The sequence below is a fragment of the Fictibacillus halophilus genome, assembly GCF_016401385.1.
Lineage (GTDB): Bacteria > Bacillota > Bacilli > Bacillales > Fictibacillaceae > Fictibacillus > Fictibacillus halophilus.
This window is the reverse complement of record NZ_JAEACF010000001.1, coordinates 2,759,082-2,776,379: the sequence shown is the minus strand read 5'-3', so window position 1 is coordinate 2,776,379 and position 17,298 is coordinate 2,759,082. Positions and strand designations below refer to the sequence as shown.

Annotated in this window: 10 protein-coding genes; 8 read left to right on the top strand and 2 right to left on the bottom strand. The window is 39.3% G+C overall.

Annotated elements, in window-relative coordinates; translation table 11 throughout:
- Nucleotides 1-6: 6 nt before the first annotated feature.
- Complete coding sequence (secA2, locus tag I5J82_RS14375; protein ID WP_198768408.1) at nucleotides 7-2,370, bottom strand: accessory Sec system translocase SecA2; 2,364 nt, start codon at nucleotides 2,368-2,370, stop codon at nucleotides 7-9.
- 184 nt (nucleotides 2,371-2,554) lie between these two features.
- Between secA2 and I5J82_RS14370 the strand changes: the two genes are divergently transcribed.
- The 7 genes from I5J82_RS14370 to csaB all read left to right on the top strand — a co-directional run bounded on the left by I5J82_RS14370 (nucleotide 2,555) and on the right by csaB (nucleotide 12,828).
- Nucleotides 2,555-3,559: an acyltransferase gene (locus tag I5J82_RS14370; RefSeq protein WP_198768407.1), complete on the top strand. Its 1,005-nt coding sequence runs from the start codon at nucleotides 2,555-2,557 to the stop codon at nucleotides 3,557-3,559.
- A 176-nt stretch (nucleotides 3,560-3,735) separates the two neighbouring features.
- Nucleotides 3,736-5,667 (top strand): S-layer homology domain-containing protein, encoded by a 1,932-nt coding sequence (locus I5J82_RS14365; RefSeq protein ID WP_198768406.1) that lies wholly within the window; start codon nucleotides 3,736-3,738, stop codon nucleotides 5,665-5,667.
- Between the two features lie 444 nt (nucleotides 5,668-6,111).
- A complete protein-coding gene (locus I5J82_RS14360) occupies nucleotides 6,112-6,849 on the top strand; it encodes a WecB/TagA/CpsF family glycosyltransferase (RefSeq protein WP_233096497.1) in 738 nt (245 codons plus the stop codon).
- Nucleotides 6,842-8,422, top strand: a complete 1,581-nt coding sequence (locus tag I5J82_RS14355) for a putative polysaccharide biosynthesis protein (RefSeq protein ID WP_198768405.1) — start codon at nucleotides 6,842-6,844, stop codon at nucleotides 8,420-8,422. The genes I5J82_RS14360 and I5J82_RS14355 overlap by 8 nt, the downstream gene beginning before the upstream one ends.
- Nucleotides 8,423-8,625: 203 nt before the next feature.
- Nucleotides 8,626-9,699 (top strand): glycosyltransferase family 4 protein, encoded by a 1,074-nt coding sequence (locus I5J82_RS14350; protein ID WP_198768404.1) that lies wholly within the window; start codon nucleotides 8,626-8,628, stop codon nucleotides 9,697-9,699.
- A 127-nt stretch (nucleotides 9,700-9,826) separates the two neighbouring features.
- Nucleotides 9,827-11,758 (top strand): DUF5693 family protein, encoded by a 1,932-nt coding sequence (locus tag I5J82_RS14345; protein ID WP_198768403.1) that lies wholly within the window; start codon nucleotides 9,827-9,829, stop codon nucleotides 11,756-11,758.
- A complete protein-coding gene (csaB, locus tag I5J82_RS14340; protein ID WP_198768402.1) occupies nucleotides 11,755-12,828 on the top strand; it encodes a polysaccharide pyruvyl transferase CsaB in 1,074 nt (357 codons plus the stop codon). Before I5J82_RS14345 ends, csaB begins: the two co-directional genes overlap by 4 nt.
- 214 nt (nucleotides 12,829-13,042) lie before the next feature.
- Here the strand turns inward: csaB and I5J82_RS14335 are convergent, their stop codons facing one another.
- On the bottom strand, nucleotides 13,043-14,929 hold the full coding sequence (locus tag I5J82_RS14335; protein ID WP_198768401.1) for an LTA synthase family protein: 1,887 nt from the start codon (nucleotides 14,927-14,929) through the stop codon (nucleotides 13,043-13,045).
- Between the two features lie 189 nt (nucleotides 14,930-15,118).
- Here I5J82_RS14335 and I5J82_RS14330 point away from each other — a divergent pair, with 189 nt between their 5' ends.
- Nucleotides 15,119-16,993 carry an FAD-dependent oxidoreductase gene (locus tag I5J82_RS14330; RefSeq protein WP_198768400.1) on the top strand — a complete coding sequence of 625 codons (1,875 nt, stop codon included), beginning with the start codon at nucleotides 15,119-15,121 and terminating at the stop codon, nucleotides 16,991-16,993.
- Nucleotides 16,994-17,298: the final 305 nt, after the last annotated feature.

The following is a 17,298-nucleotide window of genomic DNA, read 5'->3' as shown; positions in this document are numbered from 1 at the left end:
ACCTCCTTATGAGTTTTGCTTTTGTAATTCGAGTGTTTGCATGAACTGAGTCAGTTGATTAATGGTTGTTTTATGAATTTTATGGCGCGTTCCGATAAAAATTTGAAGGCCTTCTTTTTCATAGATTCGCATCGGATCTTCTTGACCGTAGCTGCGTAATCCAATTCCTTCTTTTAAATGACTCATCGCTTCTAAATGGTTCACCCATTCAAAATCAAGAGCCATCAAAGTACGGCCTTTTAACCACTCAGTCATCTCATCATTTAATTTTAAGAATGCTTCTAGTTCATTTAAATAGATAGAAAACTGTTCCTTTAAATGGTGTTGAAGATCAATTTCTTCTGAATAGCGATCGTTTAAAGAAATAAAGTTTCCATATAACATTCTCAAATCTGATTGAAGAGCGACTAGATCCCATTCTTCAGGTAACAGTTCTTCTGTAATATGGTCGTTGTATACTTTTTCAACGGCATCTTCGGCCATTTCTTTGACAAACGGGAACATATCTTGCTGCTCTAGCAACTGATCTCTCATTTTATAGATGATGTTACGCTGCTGATTGACTACATCATCTAACTTTAATGTGTATTCACGGCTAGAATAGTTGAAACCTTCACAAATACGCTGAACACGATCCATGAAAGCTAACGGACTTTGGTTTAAAATCAGACCAGTCGCATCCGTCTTCATTCCTTTTTCAAACTTTTCAAGCTCTACTCGTGCAAAACGCTTAACGATATCATCTTGGATGCTGACAAAAAATTGAGATTTACCTGGATCACCTTGGCGTCCAGAACGGCCTTTAAGCTGATTATCAATGCGTCGGCTCTCATGACGTTCTGTTCCAATCACATAGAGACCACCAAGTTCTTTCACACCTTCACCAAGCAAGATGTCAGTCCCACGGCCAGCCATATTTGTTGCGATCGTAATCTGCCCCTTCTGACCTGCTAAAGAAATCAGCTGTGCTTCTTGTTCTTCACTTTTTGCGTTCAGAAGTTGATAAGATAAACCTTTTTTATCAAGATAGGATGCGACTTCCTCTGATTGAGCAATTGAAGTTGTACCGATTAAGACAGGTTGCGAGGTACTATGTATACGTGCAACTTCTTCGGCCACCGCTTCATATTTATGCTCATGAGTAGCATACACACGATCTGAAAGATCTTCACGAACCTTTGGTCTGTTCGTTGGAATGGGAACAACTTGTACACCGTACACATCACGAAACTCTTTTTCTTCCGTTTTCGCTGTTCCTGTCATACCCGAAATCATCGGGTACATTCTGTAATAGTTCTGAATGGTAACAGAGGCTTGTGTTTTGTTTTCTTCTGTTACTTGAAGGCCTTCTTTCGCTTCAATCGCTTGGTGAAGACCATCACTGTATGTTCTTCCTTCTAAAATACGGCCCGTGAATTGATCGACAAGCTCAATCTTTCCATCACGAACAATATAATCAACGTCACGCTTCAACATGATGGCAGCACGTAGACCTTGAATCACATAGTGATACAGCATCTGATGATCGAGGTCATAGAGATTCTCGATACCAAAACCAGATTCGATGCGGTCGATTCCCGAGTCCGTCAGACTGACTGCTTTTGTTTCAGGGTCATACAAATAATGCTCATCTTCATTGAAACGCTTTACAAGCTGCGCACAAACGTAATGAAGCTCTTGGCTTACTTGCGTTTTACCGGCAATGATGAGCGGTGTACGAGCTTCATCAACAAGTACGCTATCAGCTTCATCTAAAATGGCAAAGTGGTAAGGGCGCTGAACTTTTTGTGAGGGATGAGATACCATGTTGTCGCGCAAATAATCAAACCCGAACTCATTACCAACACCATACGTAATATCTGCTTGATAAGCAGCTGATTTTTCCTCTGGCTTCATTAAAGGTACGTTCAATCCAACCGTCAGACCAAGGAACGTATGAATCTGCCCGATGATCTCGCAGTCACGGCGTGCGAGGTAGTCGTTTACTGTGATCACGTGAACGCCTTTGCCTTCTAACGCTCGAACATAGGATGGAAGGGAAGCGACAAGCGTCTTACCTTCACCTGTAGCCATCTCGGCAATATTTCCTTCTAATAAAACAAGTCCACCAATCAGCTGAACGTCAAAATGACGCATGCCCAGCACACGTTTAGATGCTTCACGAACAACAGCAAACGCTTCAAACTTGATGTCGTCAATTGTCTTTCCTTCTGCAAGCTGTTCTTTGAAATATGTAGTTCTAGCACGTAAGTCCTCGTCCGTATATTTTTCAACAATAGTTTCTAGTTCGTTAATATGGTCCACCATTTTGGTATATTTTTTTAACGTTCTATGCTGTTCATCTATGATGTTTTTCAAGTAGGTCAACATCTTACTCTCTCCTTATTAAATACTGAAACTAGTATATCACAGGAATTTATAAAAATATCCAAAAATAGAATGATTTTAACAAAAATGGTTAAATAACCTTTTAAAATAAAAAGAAGATATTGTCATATATAGTAGGGATTTGTATGATTAAAGAAAAATAGACAAGTGAAAGAAGGATAATCTCTTGATTCAATATGCAAATGCACTAAGAGCTTTAGCGATCATGGCCGTTGTTATGATACATGTAATCGCTAGTTTGATGGCAGTCGATATTTCAAAAACGTGGTGGCTCGCAAATATTATTGATAGTTTTGCTCGCTGGAGTGTACCGGTGTTTGTAATGGTCAGTGGTGCATTGCTGTTAGGGAAAGACGAACCCCTTTCTGTCTTCTTTAAAAAGAGAGCTTCAAAGATTATTATTCCATTTCTCTTTTGGACCATCTTCTATGAGCTTTTTACGTACCGATCGCAGTTTGATCTGTTTTCGGTAAAAGCAGCAATTGTAAACATATACAGCGGCCAAGCTTATTATCATCTCTGGTTTTTGTATATGATCGTAGGAATCTATTTTGTTACACCACTATTTCGAGCCATCGCAAAGAATACGAGCATTCTTGTTTACTTTGTGGTGATTTGGTTCTTTATGACGCTAGAAAATGTAGTTTTTTATTTTACGTCTACCCATTTAGGATTCAAGCTAGGCGTTTTCTGGGGCTTTGCAGGTTATTTCGTCCTCGGTTATCTGCTTGCCAAACATGAATTAAGTAAAAGGATGACTGGACTGGTTTACATAGGTGGGGTCATTGGAATGTTCATTACTATCTTTGGTACTTATTATATGACTTCTACAAAAGGAAAATTGGACATCTTTTGGCTAGACTACCTAGCGCCAAACACCGTGTTCGTGTCTATGGCGGTTTTCGTTCTATTTAAAAAATCTTTCAAAGCCAACATCAAATGGATTAACTCTTTTGCAGCAGCTAGCTTTGGAATCTTCCTGATCCATCCGTTCTTTTTAACCCTTTATAAGTCTAGTTTATTTCAAGATCTATTCGGCTTTGCTCTTCACAGCAGGACGTATCACGTATTATTCGGTATCCCGGTTACGTTTATTGTCGTAACCCTGTCAAGCTATATCGCTGTTGTGATCCTACAAAGGATTCCTATTGTAAAAAATATTGTTCCATAGAAAAATAACGAGCACACCTAGGACCGCAATACAAATAGTGGTCCTTTTTCTTTTAACTACTATTATTGTTAAATAAAAGATAGTCAGAAAGATACTAGAAAATAATGTAGAATATTGGTAGATTAATAGAGGTTGTGTAAAACTTAGTAAATTTTTCTAATCAGGGGGAGTAAGAGTTGAAAAAATGGTTGGCTTTGTTTTTGTTGCCATTCGTTCTGTTGTTCAGCTCGCCGGTAAACGCGGCTGACGACATTACAGATCACTATTTTGAGGAAGACATGAGAAAGCTTATTGATCTGGGATACTTAAAAGGCACGGTAAAAGATGGACAAACATTCTATGAACCAGATCGTGCAGTAACGCGAGCAGAATTTGCTGCGTTCTTAGTTCGTGTGTTAGAAGCACAGAACTTAGAAGTGATTAACCCTAAGAGCTTTTCCGATGTGAAAGAAGGGGCTTGGTATTATAACGTTGTACAACAAGCAGCTGAAATGAACATCGTTAACGGAACGCCTGATGGGAAATTTTTACCTAATGCAACAATTTCAAGAGAAGCCATGGCTTCTATGATGAATGGAGCTTTTGAATATAAGGGTATTAAACTACCAGAATCCGAGCTTACATTTAAAGATGCTTCAAAAATTCAAAGCTGGGCGTTGCTTTCTGTAAAACGAATGGTTTCTGCAAAAATTATTGCTGGATATGGAGATAATACGTTCCGTCCACAAGATGAGGCGACAAGAGGAACGACAAGTGCATTCTTAGTTCGTATGATGGGTGAACTGAAGAGCCCACCACCTCCACCTCCTGTACCAAACTTTTACCTTGCTACAGTAACAGCAGATGCTACAACAAAAGTTAAAGAGTATGAAACATATGAAGAAGCGAAGGCAGCAGCTACTCAAAGCAACCATGTTGTTTTAAAAGACAATAAGGTCGTTTATATGAAGAGTGGTATTGTTTCACCAGCTCAGATTTACCCTCATGCATCTACTCTCTATACGAGCTCAGCGTTAAGTGCAAACCATTTTAGCTTAGTTGCTGGAACGGAAACTGAATTTATCGATGCTAGCGAAACATGGGTAAAGGTAAAATATAATAATACGACGGGTTACTTTAAGATGAATCAAGCTACACTTCACCCTACAGTTACGGTGAAGGGCTATTCTTATTACAAAGCTGATAATGGGAAACTTACTCATTATACGTACAATGTGAATACGAATACTTACGGTTCCTATGAATATGGAAGCAGCGTAGGTTTGCCAAATGGTAACTACAAAAGCGCGGACGGTCATACGTTCAAGTCGGTTACTGATGGAAAAGTATATGACCAGTATCAATACTTTAATGTGATGCCTTTATACACAAAAACGAGCTATACTGCAGAACAGCTTAACGATTTTGTTATGAATAACAAACCTTCTACGGTCGGAAGCACACCTCTTGAAACATTAGGTGAAGATTTTAAGAAGGCAGAAGCAAAATATAATGTAAATGCGATGTACCTACTAGCTCATGCTATTCATGAAACTGGATGGGGAAATAGTGACCTTGCACGTAATAAAAAGAACTTGTTCGGATTAAAAGCATACGATGGTAATGCTTATGAAAATGGTGCTGAATTTCCAACGTATGAAGCAAGTATTGAAGAGTTAGTAACAGAATTTCTTTTAAAGCCAAATGAAGGGTATTTCATGGATAGCTGGAAATCTAATGGAGAAGTACTTGGCAATAAAGAACTTGGTATGAACGTACGTTACGCGTCAGATCCATACTGGGGGCAAAAGATTGCCGGCTACATGTACCGCATGGATACGTATTTCGGTAAAAAAGAACGAAATCAATTTAAGATCGCAGCAACATTAACGGACGGTGTTCGTGTACGAAGTGAAGCTACGGCATTAAAATCGAACGAACTTTACAAGGTAGCAAAAACGGGGACGCCAGTCCTTGTTCTAAATGAAGTATCTACATTAACAGGTGAAGGCACTTGGTATGATATTGCTCCTAAGAACTTAAACGGTGTAAGCAATCCGAAAGCATTTGTATACAGCCACGGTGGTTCTTATGGAACGAACATGAAGCTGTTGCCGTTAGCTAAATAATTTATAGTAGATGAGACTATTGGATTCTTTCAATAGTCTTTTTTTGTTGGTTATGGGTGCGTCAGTTTGTCGAAGTGTGTCGGCTCGCGAGTATAATGGTCGTTTTCGTGAGATTAATAAAAAATTCGTGAGATTAACAAACAAATTCGTGAAATTATCAGTGATTCTCGTGAGATTATGTATTTATAATAATCACCCATGCTCCTCAAACAACCAGTTTTGTACCAAAACTGTCCCTTATTTTCAATATTACTGGATAATCTAACCACCTCCCTCAAAAACTACAATGAGAGACGACCTATTATATGTAGGAGCTTATCGTTTAATGACTTTTTATGATATATTTATTAGTGTTTTATCTAAAAACCGGTAAACATTGCTAATTGGCCAGTCCAACTGAGCTGTAATCACATAAGATAAATAAGGAAAAAGTGGTGACATTCATTGAAAAATACAGTGCGAATTTTGGGAGTAGATTTTGTTAACTCCACACAGAGCGGCTTCTTAAATACATTAAGCGGACATCTGGAAAGAGAAGAAAAGACCTTTGTTGTAACGGCAAACCCAGAGATCGTGATGAAGGTTAGGGAAGATGCTCAATATCGAGCAGTTGTTCAAAAAGCGAACTATGTAACGGCTGATGGAATTGGTGTCGTTAAAGCAGCTGGCTTACTTGGAAAGCCTCTGCCAGAACGTGTAACAGGCTTTGAGACGTTCATCGGACTTCTGCAGATTGCTAACGAAAAAGGATATAGTGTGTACCTGTTAGGTGCAAAAGATGAAGTACTTCAACGAACAGTTGCTGAAATCATGACACAGTATCCGAACGTGAAAATTGCTGGAGCTCATCACGGTTTCTTCGATTGGAAAGATGATCATATTCCAAACGAGATCAAACGTACTAAGCCTGATCTTATCTTCACTGCACTAGGTGTACCGAGACAGGAGCTTTGGATCGGAGAAAACATGGACAAGTTTGAAAAAGGCGTGTTCATGGGAATTGGTGGTTCATTTGATGTTCTTGCTGGAGCGGTTCAGCGTGCACCTGAAATTTGGCAGAAGATGAACTTAGAATGGGCTTACAGATTAATGAAGCAGCCTTCTCGCTGGAAACGCCAGTTGAGCCTTCCGCATTTTGCGTTAAAAGTCATTCAGCAAAAGGTGACAGGCAAGCATGAGTAAGAACACATTCATACGGGGAGCCTTAATCCTAACAATCGCGACATTTTTCTCTAAATTCCTTGGTTCTGTTTTTCGAATTCCCCTACAGAACATTGCGGGTGACGACGTTCTCGGTATATTCAGTCTCGTTTACCCTGTTTATATGACCGCACTTATCTTATCTGTAGCGGGGATTCCGATTGCGATCTCGAAACTCATTTCTGAGGCACGAGCGAAGGGTGAAGATACTGAGATTCGAAACATATTTAACACGGCAGGAATCTTGGCTGTTATTTTCGGAGTACTCTCGTTCAGCTTTTTGTACGGTTTTTCGTATCAGATCGCAGACATTCTTGGAGGGCAGGAAACGAGAAGTTCACTGATCGTCGTTTCCATTACACTTTTAGTCGCACCGTACATGGCGGTTTATCGAGGATTTTTCCAAGGCTATGAAGACATGAAGCCAACTGCTTATTCTCAAGTGATCGAGCAGTTTATTCGTGTGGCTCTCGTCATCGTTGCGGCTTATTATTTTGTTTCGATTGCTGCTGATAACGAGACGATCGCAGCGGGTACGATGGCAGGTTCAGCGATTGCTGCACTTATATCATTAATTTACTTAAGAATTATTTTTCAAAAGTCGAAACTTAAACCGGGCTCGGATCGTCCATATACTATGAAGGCATTTAAATCGTCGAGTAAGAGGATATTAAAGCTATCATTGCCGATTTGTGTCGGTGCGCTTACTATGGCATTACTTAACGTGGTGGACTCGCTTACGATTCCCTCAGCGCTACAAATGGCAGGAAAGACAGCGAAAGAAACCTTCTACTTAAATGGGATTTACGCGCGTGGTACATCACTCGTGCAGATCGCAACGGTTTTCTCAACGTCGATCGTTCTGCCTTTAATCCCATTGATTACGGGTAAAATAGCCAAAAACGAGATGGATGATGCGAATAGAGTTATTAATCGCTCATTTAACTTAACTCATTTATTTTCTTGGCCGGCAGCTGTTGGTATTGCCGCTTTGACACTTCCTCTAAACATCGCTCTTTTTACGAACGATGAAGGAAGCCTGGTTGTCGCGATCGTAAGTTTTAGTTCCGTATTCACGTCACTTGCCGTTCTTGGAACAGGAATTCTACAAGGAATCAACCGTCCAACAGCCGCTGCGATTATAATCGTTGCTGCTGCAATAGGTAAAGCACTGCTAAACTTTATGCTGATCTCACAATACGGACTGCTAGGAGCAGCACTTGCAACACTGATCATTTATATCGTGATAACAGGGGCTAACGCGATAGTCATTAAACAAACGTTTAAATTACCACTCATCAATCGTTCGATTCTTACGTTTATTGTAGCCAGCTTGATCATGGGCGTTGCTATCGGTTATCCGACATTGGTGATGGACTTGACTAGCCGTCTTGCAAGCTTATTGTATGCAGGTGTTGCGATAATAATCGGTGGTGCGCTTTTTGCGGTTTTCATTTTGCTGACAAAGGGTATGTCAGTAGAAGAATTACAATCTTTACCTGTTATCGGGAAGAAATTGGCTCGATTTGGCAGGGTTTCAAAAAATAATGGTTAAATGTTTTGCGAAAGCTATAAATGAAGAAAAATCGCTTTCAAGAAATTCATAATTTGTTAATGATTTTTTAACACAAAACGAATTCATCTATGCTATAATTTTCTCTGTGTATAAAAGAAAAAGTTGATTTATGTCGAAATAAATCCAACCATATCATACATGAATATAAGCAATAAATTTCACGCCAATTGGGGAGTGTAACTATGACTTACTGGGCATTGTTAATATGTTTTATTGCGTCAGTACTCTTGACGCCTGTTGTAAAAAGGTTCGCCTTTTTCGTTGGTGCAACGGATAAGCCCAATCAGAGAAAAGTTCATCAAAAAATCATGCCGCGTTTAGGCGGTTTAGCCATCTTTCTCAGTTTCTTGATTGGAGTTCTGATCGTACAGCCGGCCAGCCAATACACGGTACCGATTGTACTCGGAGCAATCGTCATCATTATCACAGGTGTTTTTGATGACATTTTTGAACTTTCACCAAAAGTGAAACTGTTAGGGCAGATTATTGCCGCAGGTATCGTAATCTACGGTGGAGTAGAAGTTCATTTTATCAACTTACCGTTTGATTATCGTTTAAGCCTTGGAATTCTTGGAGTTCCACTAACACTTTTATGGATCATCGGAATCACGAATGCGATCAACTTAATCGATGGATTAGATGGTTTAGCAGCCGGTGTTTCTTCTACGGTATTGATTACCATCTCAGGTATGGCGGTCTATAACGGCAACGTTCTTGTTGCAGCACTTGGAATTATCTTATTAGGTAGTACGTTAGGATTCTTGGTTTACAACTGGCATCCAGCGAAGATTTTTATGGGAGACACTGGGGCGCTTTTCTTAGGATATATGATCGCTGTTCTATCTCTATTAGGATTTAAGAACATCACATTATTCTCACTCGTTGTACCAATCATCATTCTCGGTGTGCCGATCTCAGATACATTATTTGCGATCATCCGCAGATTCTTGAACAAGAAGCCATTATCTGCACCAGATAAGTCGCATTTGCATCACTGCTTATTAAATAGCGGAATGTCTCATCGTCAGACCGTGTTAGTGATCTACGCGATGAGCGCTTTATTTGGACTAGCAGCTATTCTTTTCAACTTAACAACATTATGGGGATCGTTACTAATCCTTTCTGTGTTACTGTTGATCACGCAATTTATTGCTGAACGTATCGGGCTGGTTGGTAAAGACCACGCACCGGTAAATAAGTTTTTACGAAAGATTTTCTATACACTCAAGGCAGCTAATCCGAGAGTCGGAAAATAAAAATGAAGAAGGACATCAGTCAGGCTGGTGTCCTTTATTTTATGGCCAAGACAGATGCTCTTTATAATAAAGGGGATATTAAGGTAAAATAAAAGCAATATGCGACTTCAGAAAGGAATGTTACTTGTTGAAAAAAGTTTTATTCGGTCTATTGATAGTATGTTTGCTGCTTACTTCTCCTATGATTTATGAACGTATCAAGACGGAGTCAGCAAACAATACATATGAAGTAATGGTCCCCTATACAGATATTGAAATATTAAAGAGTGAAGATGTATCAGCAAAAAAGATCTATAAAGGTCTGAAAGAAGCGAAGGTCCACTCTATTACACTGGAGCCGGAAAACTTGTCGTCTCTAGAAACACAAGGTATCGTGGCTGTTTTAAGCAAGAGCGACATCCAAAATTATTTCGCGTTAACGAACAATCCTAATATCAATAGTCTTCCTACGACTGATGGGATTTTTATTAGTTATTTAAAAGAAGGTCACAGATCTGAACCTTATTTACAGCGTGCATTTAAAGATAAGATTACTGAGATTACAGCTAATAATCAAAAGTTTTATTTTATTGAAGGAAAAGATACTGAAGATTTAAAGATGGAAGACAAATCGTTAGGATACTTTAGTGCAGATGCGTACGAAGAAATTACATCTAACGGTTTTCAAGTAGTCCCTCGAATCAAGAATGCTTTTTCTTCTGCAGAAGAGGAGGCTCATTCTAGTAACGATCAAATGGTGAACCAGTTGTTAAAGTTCCCTAAAAACGAAGTAGACAAAGTTTTGTTTATAGGGAAAGAAGTGGTTGGTTATGATGGATCATCGAAAGATAAGTTGGTCGAGTATGCTAAAAAACTCAAAGCAAATGATTATGATGTGGTAACGATCGAAGGAACTGAGCAAAAGGGAATGCAAACTTTTGCTAAAGAAATGAATTATGATGTGGAAAGACTTTACTCAGAGAACAGAACCAGTGAAAATGCTGCTTCTGAGCGATTATCTCGAGCTATTAAAGAACGTAACATTAGAACCGTGTTAGTCAAAGTTCAAAAATTAGATGATAAGTCAGCTGATGCAGAATTTAAACAAGTGATTAACGAAATCAATGATTTCCATAGGGAAGCTCCAGGATATTTTAAAACTGGCGAAGCTCAACCTTTTAAAGATCTAAAGGATTATTCTTTATTACACCTGTTCGCATTTTTAGGAAGTTCGGTATACTTAGCGCTAGCCGCAGCTTCGGTTCACAAAAAGCTTACTTGGTTAGGCTTAATTGGCGGTTTGGTCATCTCTACAGGATACCTTCTATTAGGCGCAGGAATTTTATTAAAAGGGTTGGCCTTATTAGTAGCTGTGTCCGGTCCGATATGGGCAGTACTACGAATTAAAGAATTAAAGGATATGAAGCTTGCTAAACTTATTCTTCACTATCTGATCTCAGCTGTAATTGTCTTTGCTGGTGCATGGTTGGTTGTAACGCTTATGTATGGCAATCCATATTTGTACAAGCTTGAAGAATTCAGAGGCATTAAAGTATTGCTAGCACTACCGATCTTAGTAACCGCTGTTGTTCTCGGGTTGAAGATTAATCATGCGTCTTCTATAAGAAAACTTATCAGCTACTTTAACAGCCCAGTTCGTTATTGGCATGTATTGTTGTTCGGTATGGTTGCAGTAGTTGGAGCTTATTATTTAAGCCGTTCCGGAAACGCTGGAACAGCTAGTGCCCTTGAATTGACGTTCAGAAGCAAATTAGAAGAAATCATGTTCGTTCGTCCACGTACAAAAGAATTCTTAATCGGATTCCCGTTCTTTGTATTCGGACTGTATCTATTCCGCAAGCATGCTGGAATTGCAAGTGCATTCTTAGTGGTCGGTGCTATTGGTTTCGCATCAATGATGAATACATTCACGCATTTGCACATTCCGCTTCTGTTGTCAGTGTTGCGTTCGGTTTACGCACTAGCGATCGGATTAGTAATCGGACTTATTATCATAGCGGTTTACAAAGCGTTAAGAGATAAATTGTACCCGTACGTACGTGAAAGGTGGATACAATGAAAGTAGTTTTATCAGGGTATTACGGATTTAATAACATTGGAGATGAGGCGATTCTATTATCGATCATCTCTGCACTAAGAGAACAAAAACCAGACATTGAGATCGTGGTCTTATCCAACGATCCGGAGTTTACGAAAAGAACGTATGGCGTAGATGCGATCAACCGCTGGCAGATGAAAGAAGTTTTAGCTGTGCTGAAAACGTCTGACGGCTTGATCTCAGGTGGAGGAAGTCTGCTGCAAGATAAGACGGGGATGAAGAGCATCCCTTATTACACAGGAATCATGATGCTCGCTCGCATGGCGGGAAAACCATTCTTTATTTACGCACAAGGAATGGGACCGATCGATAAGACGGTGAGTCAGATTCTAACGAAAATGATGCTTAAAAAAGCCGGAAAGATTACACTACGTGATACAGGCTCGATCCAACTTTTAAAAGAAATCGGATTACACAACGAAATGCAGTTAGTTCCAGATCCGGTCTTAGGCTTTCATTTAGAGGAAGCGAAGTCAGAGTGGTTCGTTCAGCAAGGATTCACGCAGCCTGTCCTAACGGTTTCTGTTCGTGAATGGCCGACCACTAATGATTTTAAATCAAAAGTGGCAGAAGCTTTGGATGATTTTGTTCGGAGTCGCAATGAGGTCGTGTTCATCCCGATGCATGATAAGCATGATGATGATACTTCTCGTGAGATCCTAGGAATGATGAAGGAAAAAGCATGGGTAGCACCATATGATGCTTCAATCGAAGAGAAAGTCTCCATTATCGGATTGTCTGATATGCTGCTTGCTATGAGACTGCACGCATTGATCTTTGCCGGAATCATGAACACGCCGTTTTTAGCGCTATCGTATGACCCTAAGATCGATGCCTTTTCAGAACAGGCGAATCAACCAGTTTTTGCTCATGTTGATGGTGAGTGGACCGGCGAGGAGCTCGCTTTGGCTTTAGCTAAACATTTAAAAGCGCTGCCTCAGGAAAAAGAAAAGCTGGCAGCTGCAGTTGCACCATTGACTGCAAAAGCGAAAGATACAGCGAAGCAAGCGATTGAGTTGTTTGCGAAATAGAGTTAGAGAATGTGGCCCTGGTGAGATGGTTTAATTGGCTTGCCAGGGCCTTTAGTTTGTCGAAGTGTGTCGACTCGCGAGTATATTGTACATTTTCGTGAGATTATCGATAAAACTCGTGAGATTATTAAAATTTTCGTGAGAATACAAAACAAATTCGTGAAATTACACAAAAAAGCCTCTGCCATTAATCGTGGCAGAGGTTTTCTTATGGTTATTTATCTGGAAGTGACTTCAAATATTGGTCAGATAATCCTAATAACTTTAATATTCGATCATAATCTTCTTTATATGGAGCATGTGGTACCTTTTTTGCTGTCTCAAGCATCAAAGCTTCACCATCATCAAACGATTTTTCTGGCTGGAACACCACTTCTCCATTAAAGAAAGATCCAGCGGGCATGTAATAGCGCATTCCGATCAAGTTTTCCTTATGATTTAACAAATCTTGTCCAAAATGAACATAATTGTTTAAGGAAACTCCCATCAAGTTAGCGAGTGTTGGCATCATATCTAGCTGACCTGCGAGTTGATCAGAAGTCATGCCGTTATCCGTGATACCAGGAGCTGTAATCACAAAAGGTACGTTAAATCGATCGATTTTCGTATATTCATGACCAAGAAGCTCTTTTAAAATTTCAGGGTCGTTCTCTTTAAACATCGTATGGTGCATGCCCATATGATCTCCGTAAAACGCCAATACCGAGTTTTCCCATAATCCTTCTGCTTTTAACTGATTGATGAATTTCCCTAAAACCATATCATTATAGCTAATTGCTTGAATGTACTTTCCGACAATGGACTTTTTGTACGCTTCCGGTAACTCAAAAACGTCTTTCTCAGCTGGAATTTCATAAGGATGATGACTCGTCATAGAGATGAAATGTGCATAAAAAGGTTTGTTCTTGTCTCTTAACTCAGTTAAAAGTGGCATGCCTTTCTTAAACATCACTTCATCAGATGGACCTAATCCGATCAAATCTTCTTTACCAAAAAAATCTAACTCATAATATTTATCAAATCCTAACGAAGGATAAAGTTCAACTCGGTTCCAAAATTCAACTTTATCTGCATGCAGCGTAAACGTCTCGTAGCCTTCTTTTTGTAAAAGCCTCGGCATACTTGGAAAAGCCTTACTCTCAAAAAAAGTAGAAGTAGCGACCATTCCAGCAGGGTAAAGCGAAGTGTTTGCGATGAATTCTGCATCAGATGTGTTACCTGCTCCTGTCTGCTGATAAAGATTGTTGAAATAAAAACTATTGTTTAACAACTTGTTCATGTTAGGTGTTACTTCTTTGCCATCGATTTTCAAACCGATCGGAAAATCTTGCATGGATTCAAATTGAATCAGAATGAGGTTACGACCTTTGGCGGCACCAAAGTAATTACGCTCAGATTCTGGGATTTCAGTTATCCCTTTTACTTCGTTTATCTTATCCTGTATGGTTCTTTCATTTTGGAGCTCAGCTTCTGAAAAAGCAGCAGCTTGAGGTAAGCCACCATTTGGACCGTAATACACTTGGAGTGCTTCAAAATTAAAAATCCCTTTACTTTCAGCAGCAACAGCGGAATCCGTTATGATCTCATCTTTATGAAGAAAGAAGTTAGCTAAACAAACAGCAAACGAAATGCCTAAAATGGGTGCGATCAGTTTTTTTCTTGAAAGTTTAAATTTAGATTGTAAGGGAATTTTTCTAGTTAATAGAAGAATAGCCATCACGATAAAGTCTATATAAAAAAGAAAGTATTCTGGTTGAATGAGCTGATTTACACTGTCTTTAACAGCTCCTACTTGTCCAGCTTGCATTAGGGCATAATAAGTTGGAATATTGCCGAAGTAAGAGTGGTAAACAGTGATTCCAAAGAATAAGGTTGAAAGCAGCAAGTTTAAAGAAAGATACACACTAAATTTAACCTTATTGTTAGCTATGAACTCAATCAAACAAGCAAAAAGAAGGACATAACTTAGTTCTAAAGAAATAGTATCTATAAAATTAATATCTTCAAATAATAAAAAACGAACAAAAATAGCTTTTAAAAGCATTGAAACTGTAAATGTGAAGAAAAGAGTACCAAAGAATGAAGCCTTTTTATATGGCAAATCAGCACCTCCGAAATTAAACGCACCTTTAACAAATTATAACTATTGAGCTTTTCTTTTGTAAAGAAAATATCAATATTCTGTAAATGAGAATCTCCAAAAAACGACAAAAATTGCTGTATACTGGGTAATTTTTGTCTGATATACTAATTTTATGTTAAATTTTAGTTACGAAGGATGTTGAGGGGAATGAAAAACAAAGGTTGGTTGAGATGGGCTGTATCGGGAGGATTGCTTATCGTTCTGGTAGTGGCGTTCATTTTTATAAAAAAGATATATCCATATCCTACTTCTGTTGCAAAAATGGATGTGGTTCCATATGAAGCACCAGAAATACAAGAAGAATACGATGTAATCGTCGTTGGAGGAGAGCCAGAAGGTGTGGCAGCCGCTGTTTCTGCTGCAAGAAATGGTTCTAAAACGTTGCTGATTGAACATAGAGACGGGCTAGGCGGTCTATTTACATATGGCGCACTGAATTTCCTTGATGTGAGCTATGATAAGAACGGCAAATGGGCAAATCAAGGTGTTTTCTTAGAATGGTTTAAACTCACTGGCAGCAGAATTGGATTTGACCTAGAAGATGCTGAAACTGCATTCATGCAGCTTGTACAAAAAGAAGAAAATCTGACGTTATCTTTAAATACGAAGATGGATGACGTTGTAATGAAAGACAAAGCACTCACAGGGATAGTACTTACTGATGAGAGTGGAGATCAAAAAACGGTTTCTGCAAAGCGCTTTATCGATGCAACGCAAGACGCAGATCTAGCGACGGCTGCTAATGCGCCATTCTTTAAAGGTGGAGCAGACATTGGTCTGGAAGATCGTAAAATGGCCGTTACACTCATGATTCATTTTAGCAATATCGATTGGGACAAGGTTCAGAAAGCTGCAAAAGACGGTGTTTTTGGTGGTGGGGAAGTAACGAGCAATGTGGCTTGGGGGTTCTCAGACCTTCACTATGATTATAAGCCCGTTAATCCTCAGACTCGTCTACGTGGATTGAACGTTGTACGTCAAGATGATGGATCCGTCTATATCAATGCCTTACAGGTGTTTGGGATCAATGGTTTAGATGAAGCTGATAAGAAAAAAGCAATCGAGATTGGAAAAGAAGAAACAAAACATATTTTAAAGTATCTTCAAAAAGAGTTTCCTGGCTTTGAGAAAGCAGAAATTAAAAGCTTCCCTCCAGAGTTATATGTTCGTGAGACAAGACATGTTAAAACCGAGTACCAACTGCCTATGACAGACATTTGGGAAAACAAAGATCATTGGGATTCAATCGGATTCGGAGCTTATCCTGTAGACGTACAAGCGACATCACCTGGTGATTACGGTTATGTTATTTCAAAACCTGAGCAATATGCGGTTCCGTTCCGCTCATTAATTCCGCTAGAGGTTGATAACTTACTGGTTGCAAGTAAAGCGGCGGGCTACAGCTCCATCGCAGCAGGAAGTGCACGTGTAGTTCCAACTGGAATGACATTGGGAGAAGCAGCTGGTGCTGCATCAGCAATCTCGATTAAGAATGAAACATCTTTCCGTAAGATGTCTAAGGATAAAGAATTGATCAAAACTCTTCAAGAAACATTGAAGGATAAAGGTGCTAACCTTTATGCGTATGAAGCTGATTATCCTTACAAGGGAGAATGGTTCTACGAGAACACGAAGCCACTGATTAACTACGGACTTGTTGTAGGTGGATATACGAACGAATTTCCTGTAAATAAGCCGATCAGTGAACTTTCATTCAGCAATTTGCTAACAAACGGGATCAACCGAATGGTTCCTGAACAAGCTGATCAATATAAAATGAAAAACTTGAAAAGAATCGTTGATGAAAAAGGGAAAGAAATTCTCACAGGTCAGCAAGCTGCTCACATGCTACTAACTCTTCATGGCGTTTCAGTTTCAGAAAGTGAAGCATGGGAGGTAGCAGTTGAAAAAGGCTATATCGATGATGTTTTGCAAAAGCGCGTGAAACCTGAAACACAGCTAAAAGGCAGTGAAGGTTATTATCTTGCTGGACATGTGTTGAATAAAATTAAAGAGATGTAAGTGAATGAAGCTAATGCAGGCGTTGATGTCTGTGTTGGCTTTTTTTTTGTGGGTTGGTAGCTGTGATTTGTCGAGGTGTGTCGACTCGCGAGTATATGTATGATTTTCGTGAGATTATATAAATTTTCGTGAAATTATCTGTATTTCTCGTGAGATTATTATACCTTTTCGTGAAATTCATCTCGCCCGAGAGGCCGAATTCATCACCTCATCCATTTTTTCGTGAAATTCATCACCCGAAAGGCTACATTCACCCCATTCATCCACCTTAAAACGCCGTAAACATCAAAAAAGAACTGACTCGA

What these genes read in the sequence shown, in the direction of transcription:
- secA2 (WP_198768408.1), bottom strand. Translation starts at nt 2,370, where the DNA reads ATGTTGACCTACTTGAAAAACATCATAGATGAACAGCATAGAACGTTA.
- I5J82_RS14330 (WP_198768400.1), top strand. Translation starts at nt 15,119, where the DNA reads ATGAAAAACAAAGGTTGGTTGAGATGGGCTGTATCGGGAGGATTGCTT.
- I5J82_RS14350 (WP_198768404.1), top strand. Translation starts at nt 8,626, where the DNA reads ATGACTTACTGGGCATTGTTAATATGTTTTATTGCGTCAGTACTCTTG.
- csaB (WP_198768402.1), top strand. Translation starts at nt 11,755, where the DNA reads ATGAAAGTAGTTTTATCAGGGTATTACGGATTTAATAACATTGGAGAT.
- I5J82_RS14355 (WP_198768405.1), top strand. Translation starts at nt 6,842, where the DNA reads ATGAGTAAGAACACATTCATACGGGGAGCCTTAATCCTAACAATCGCG.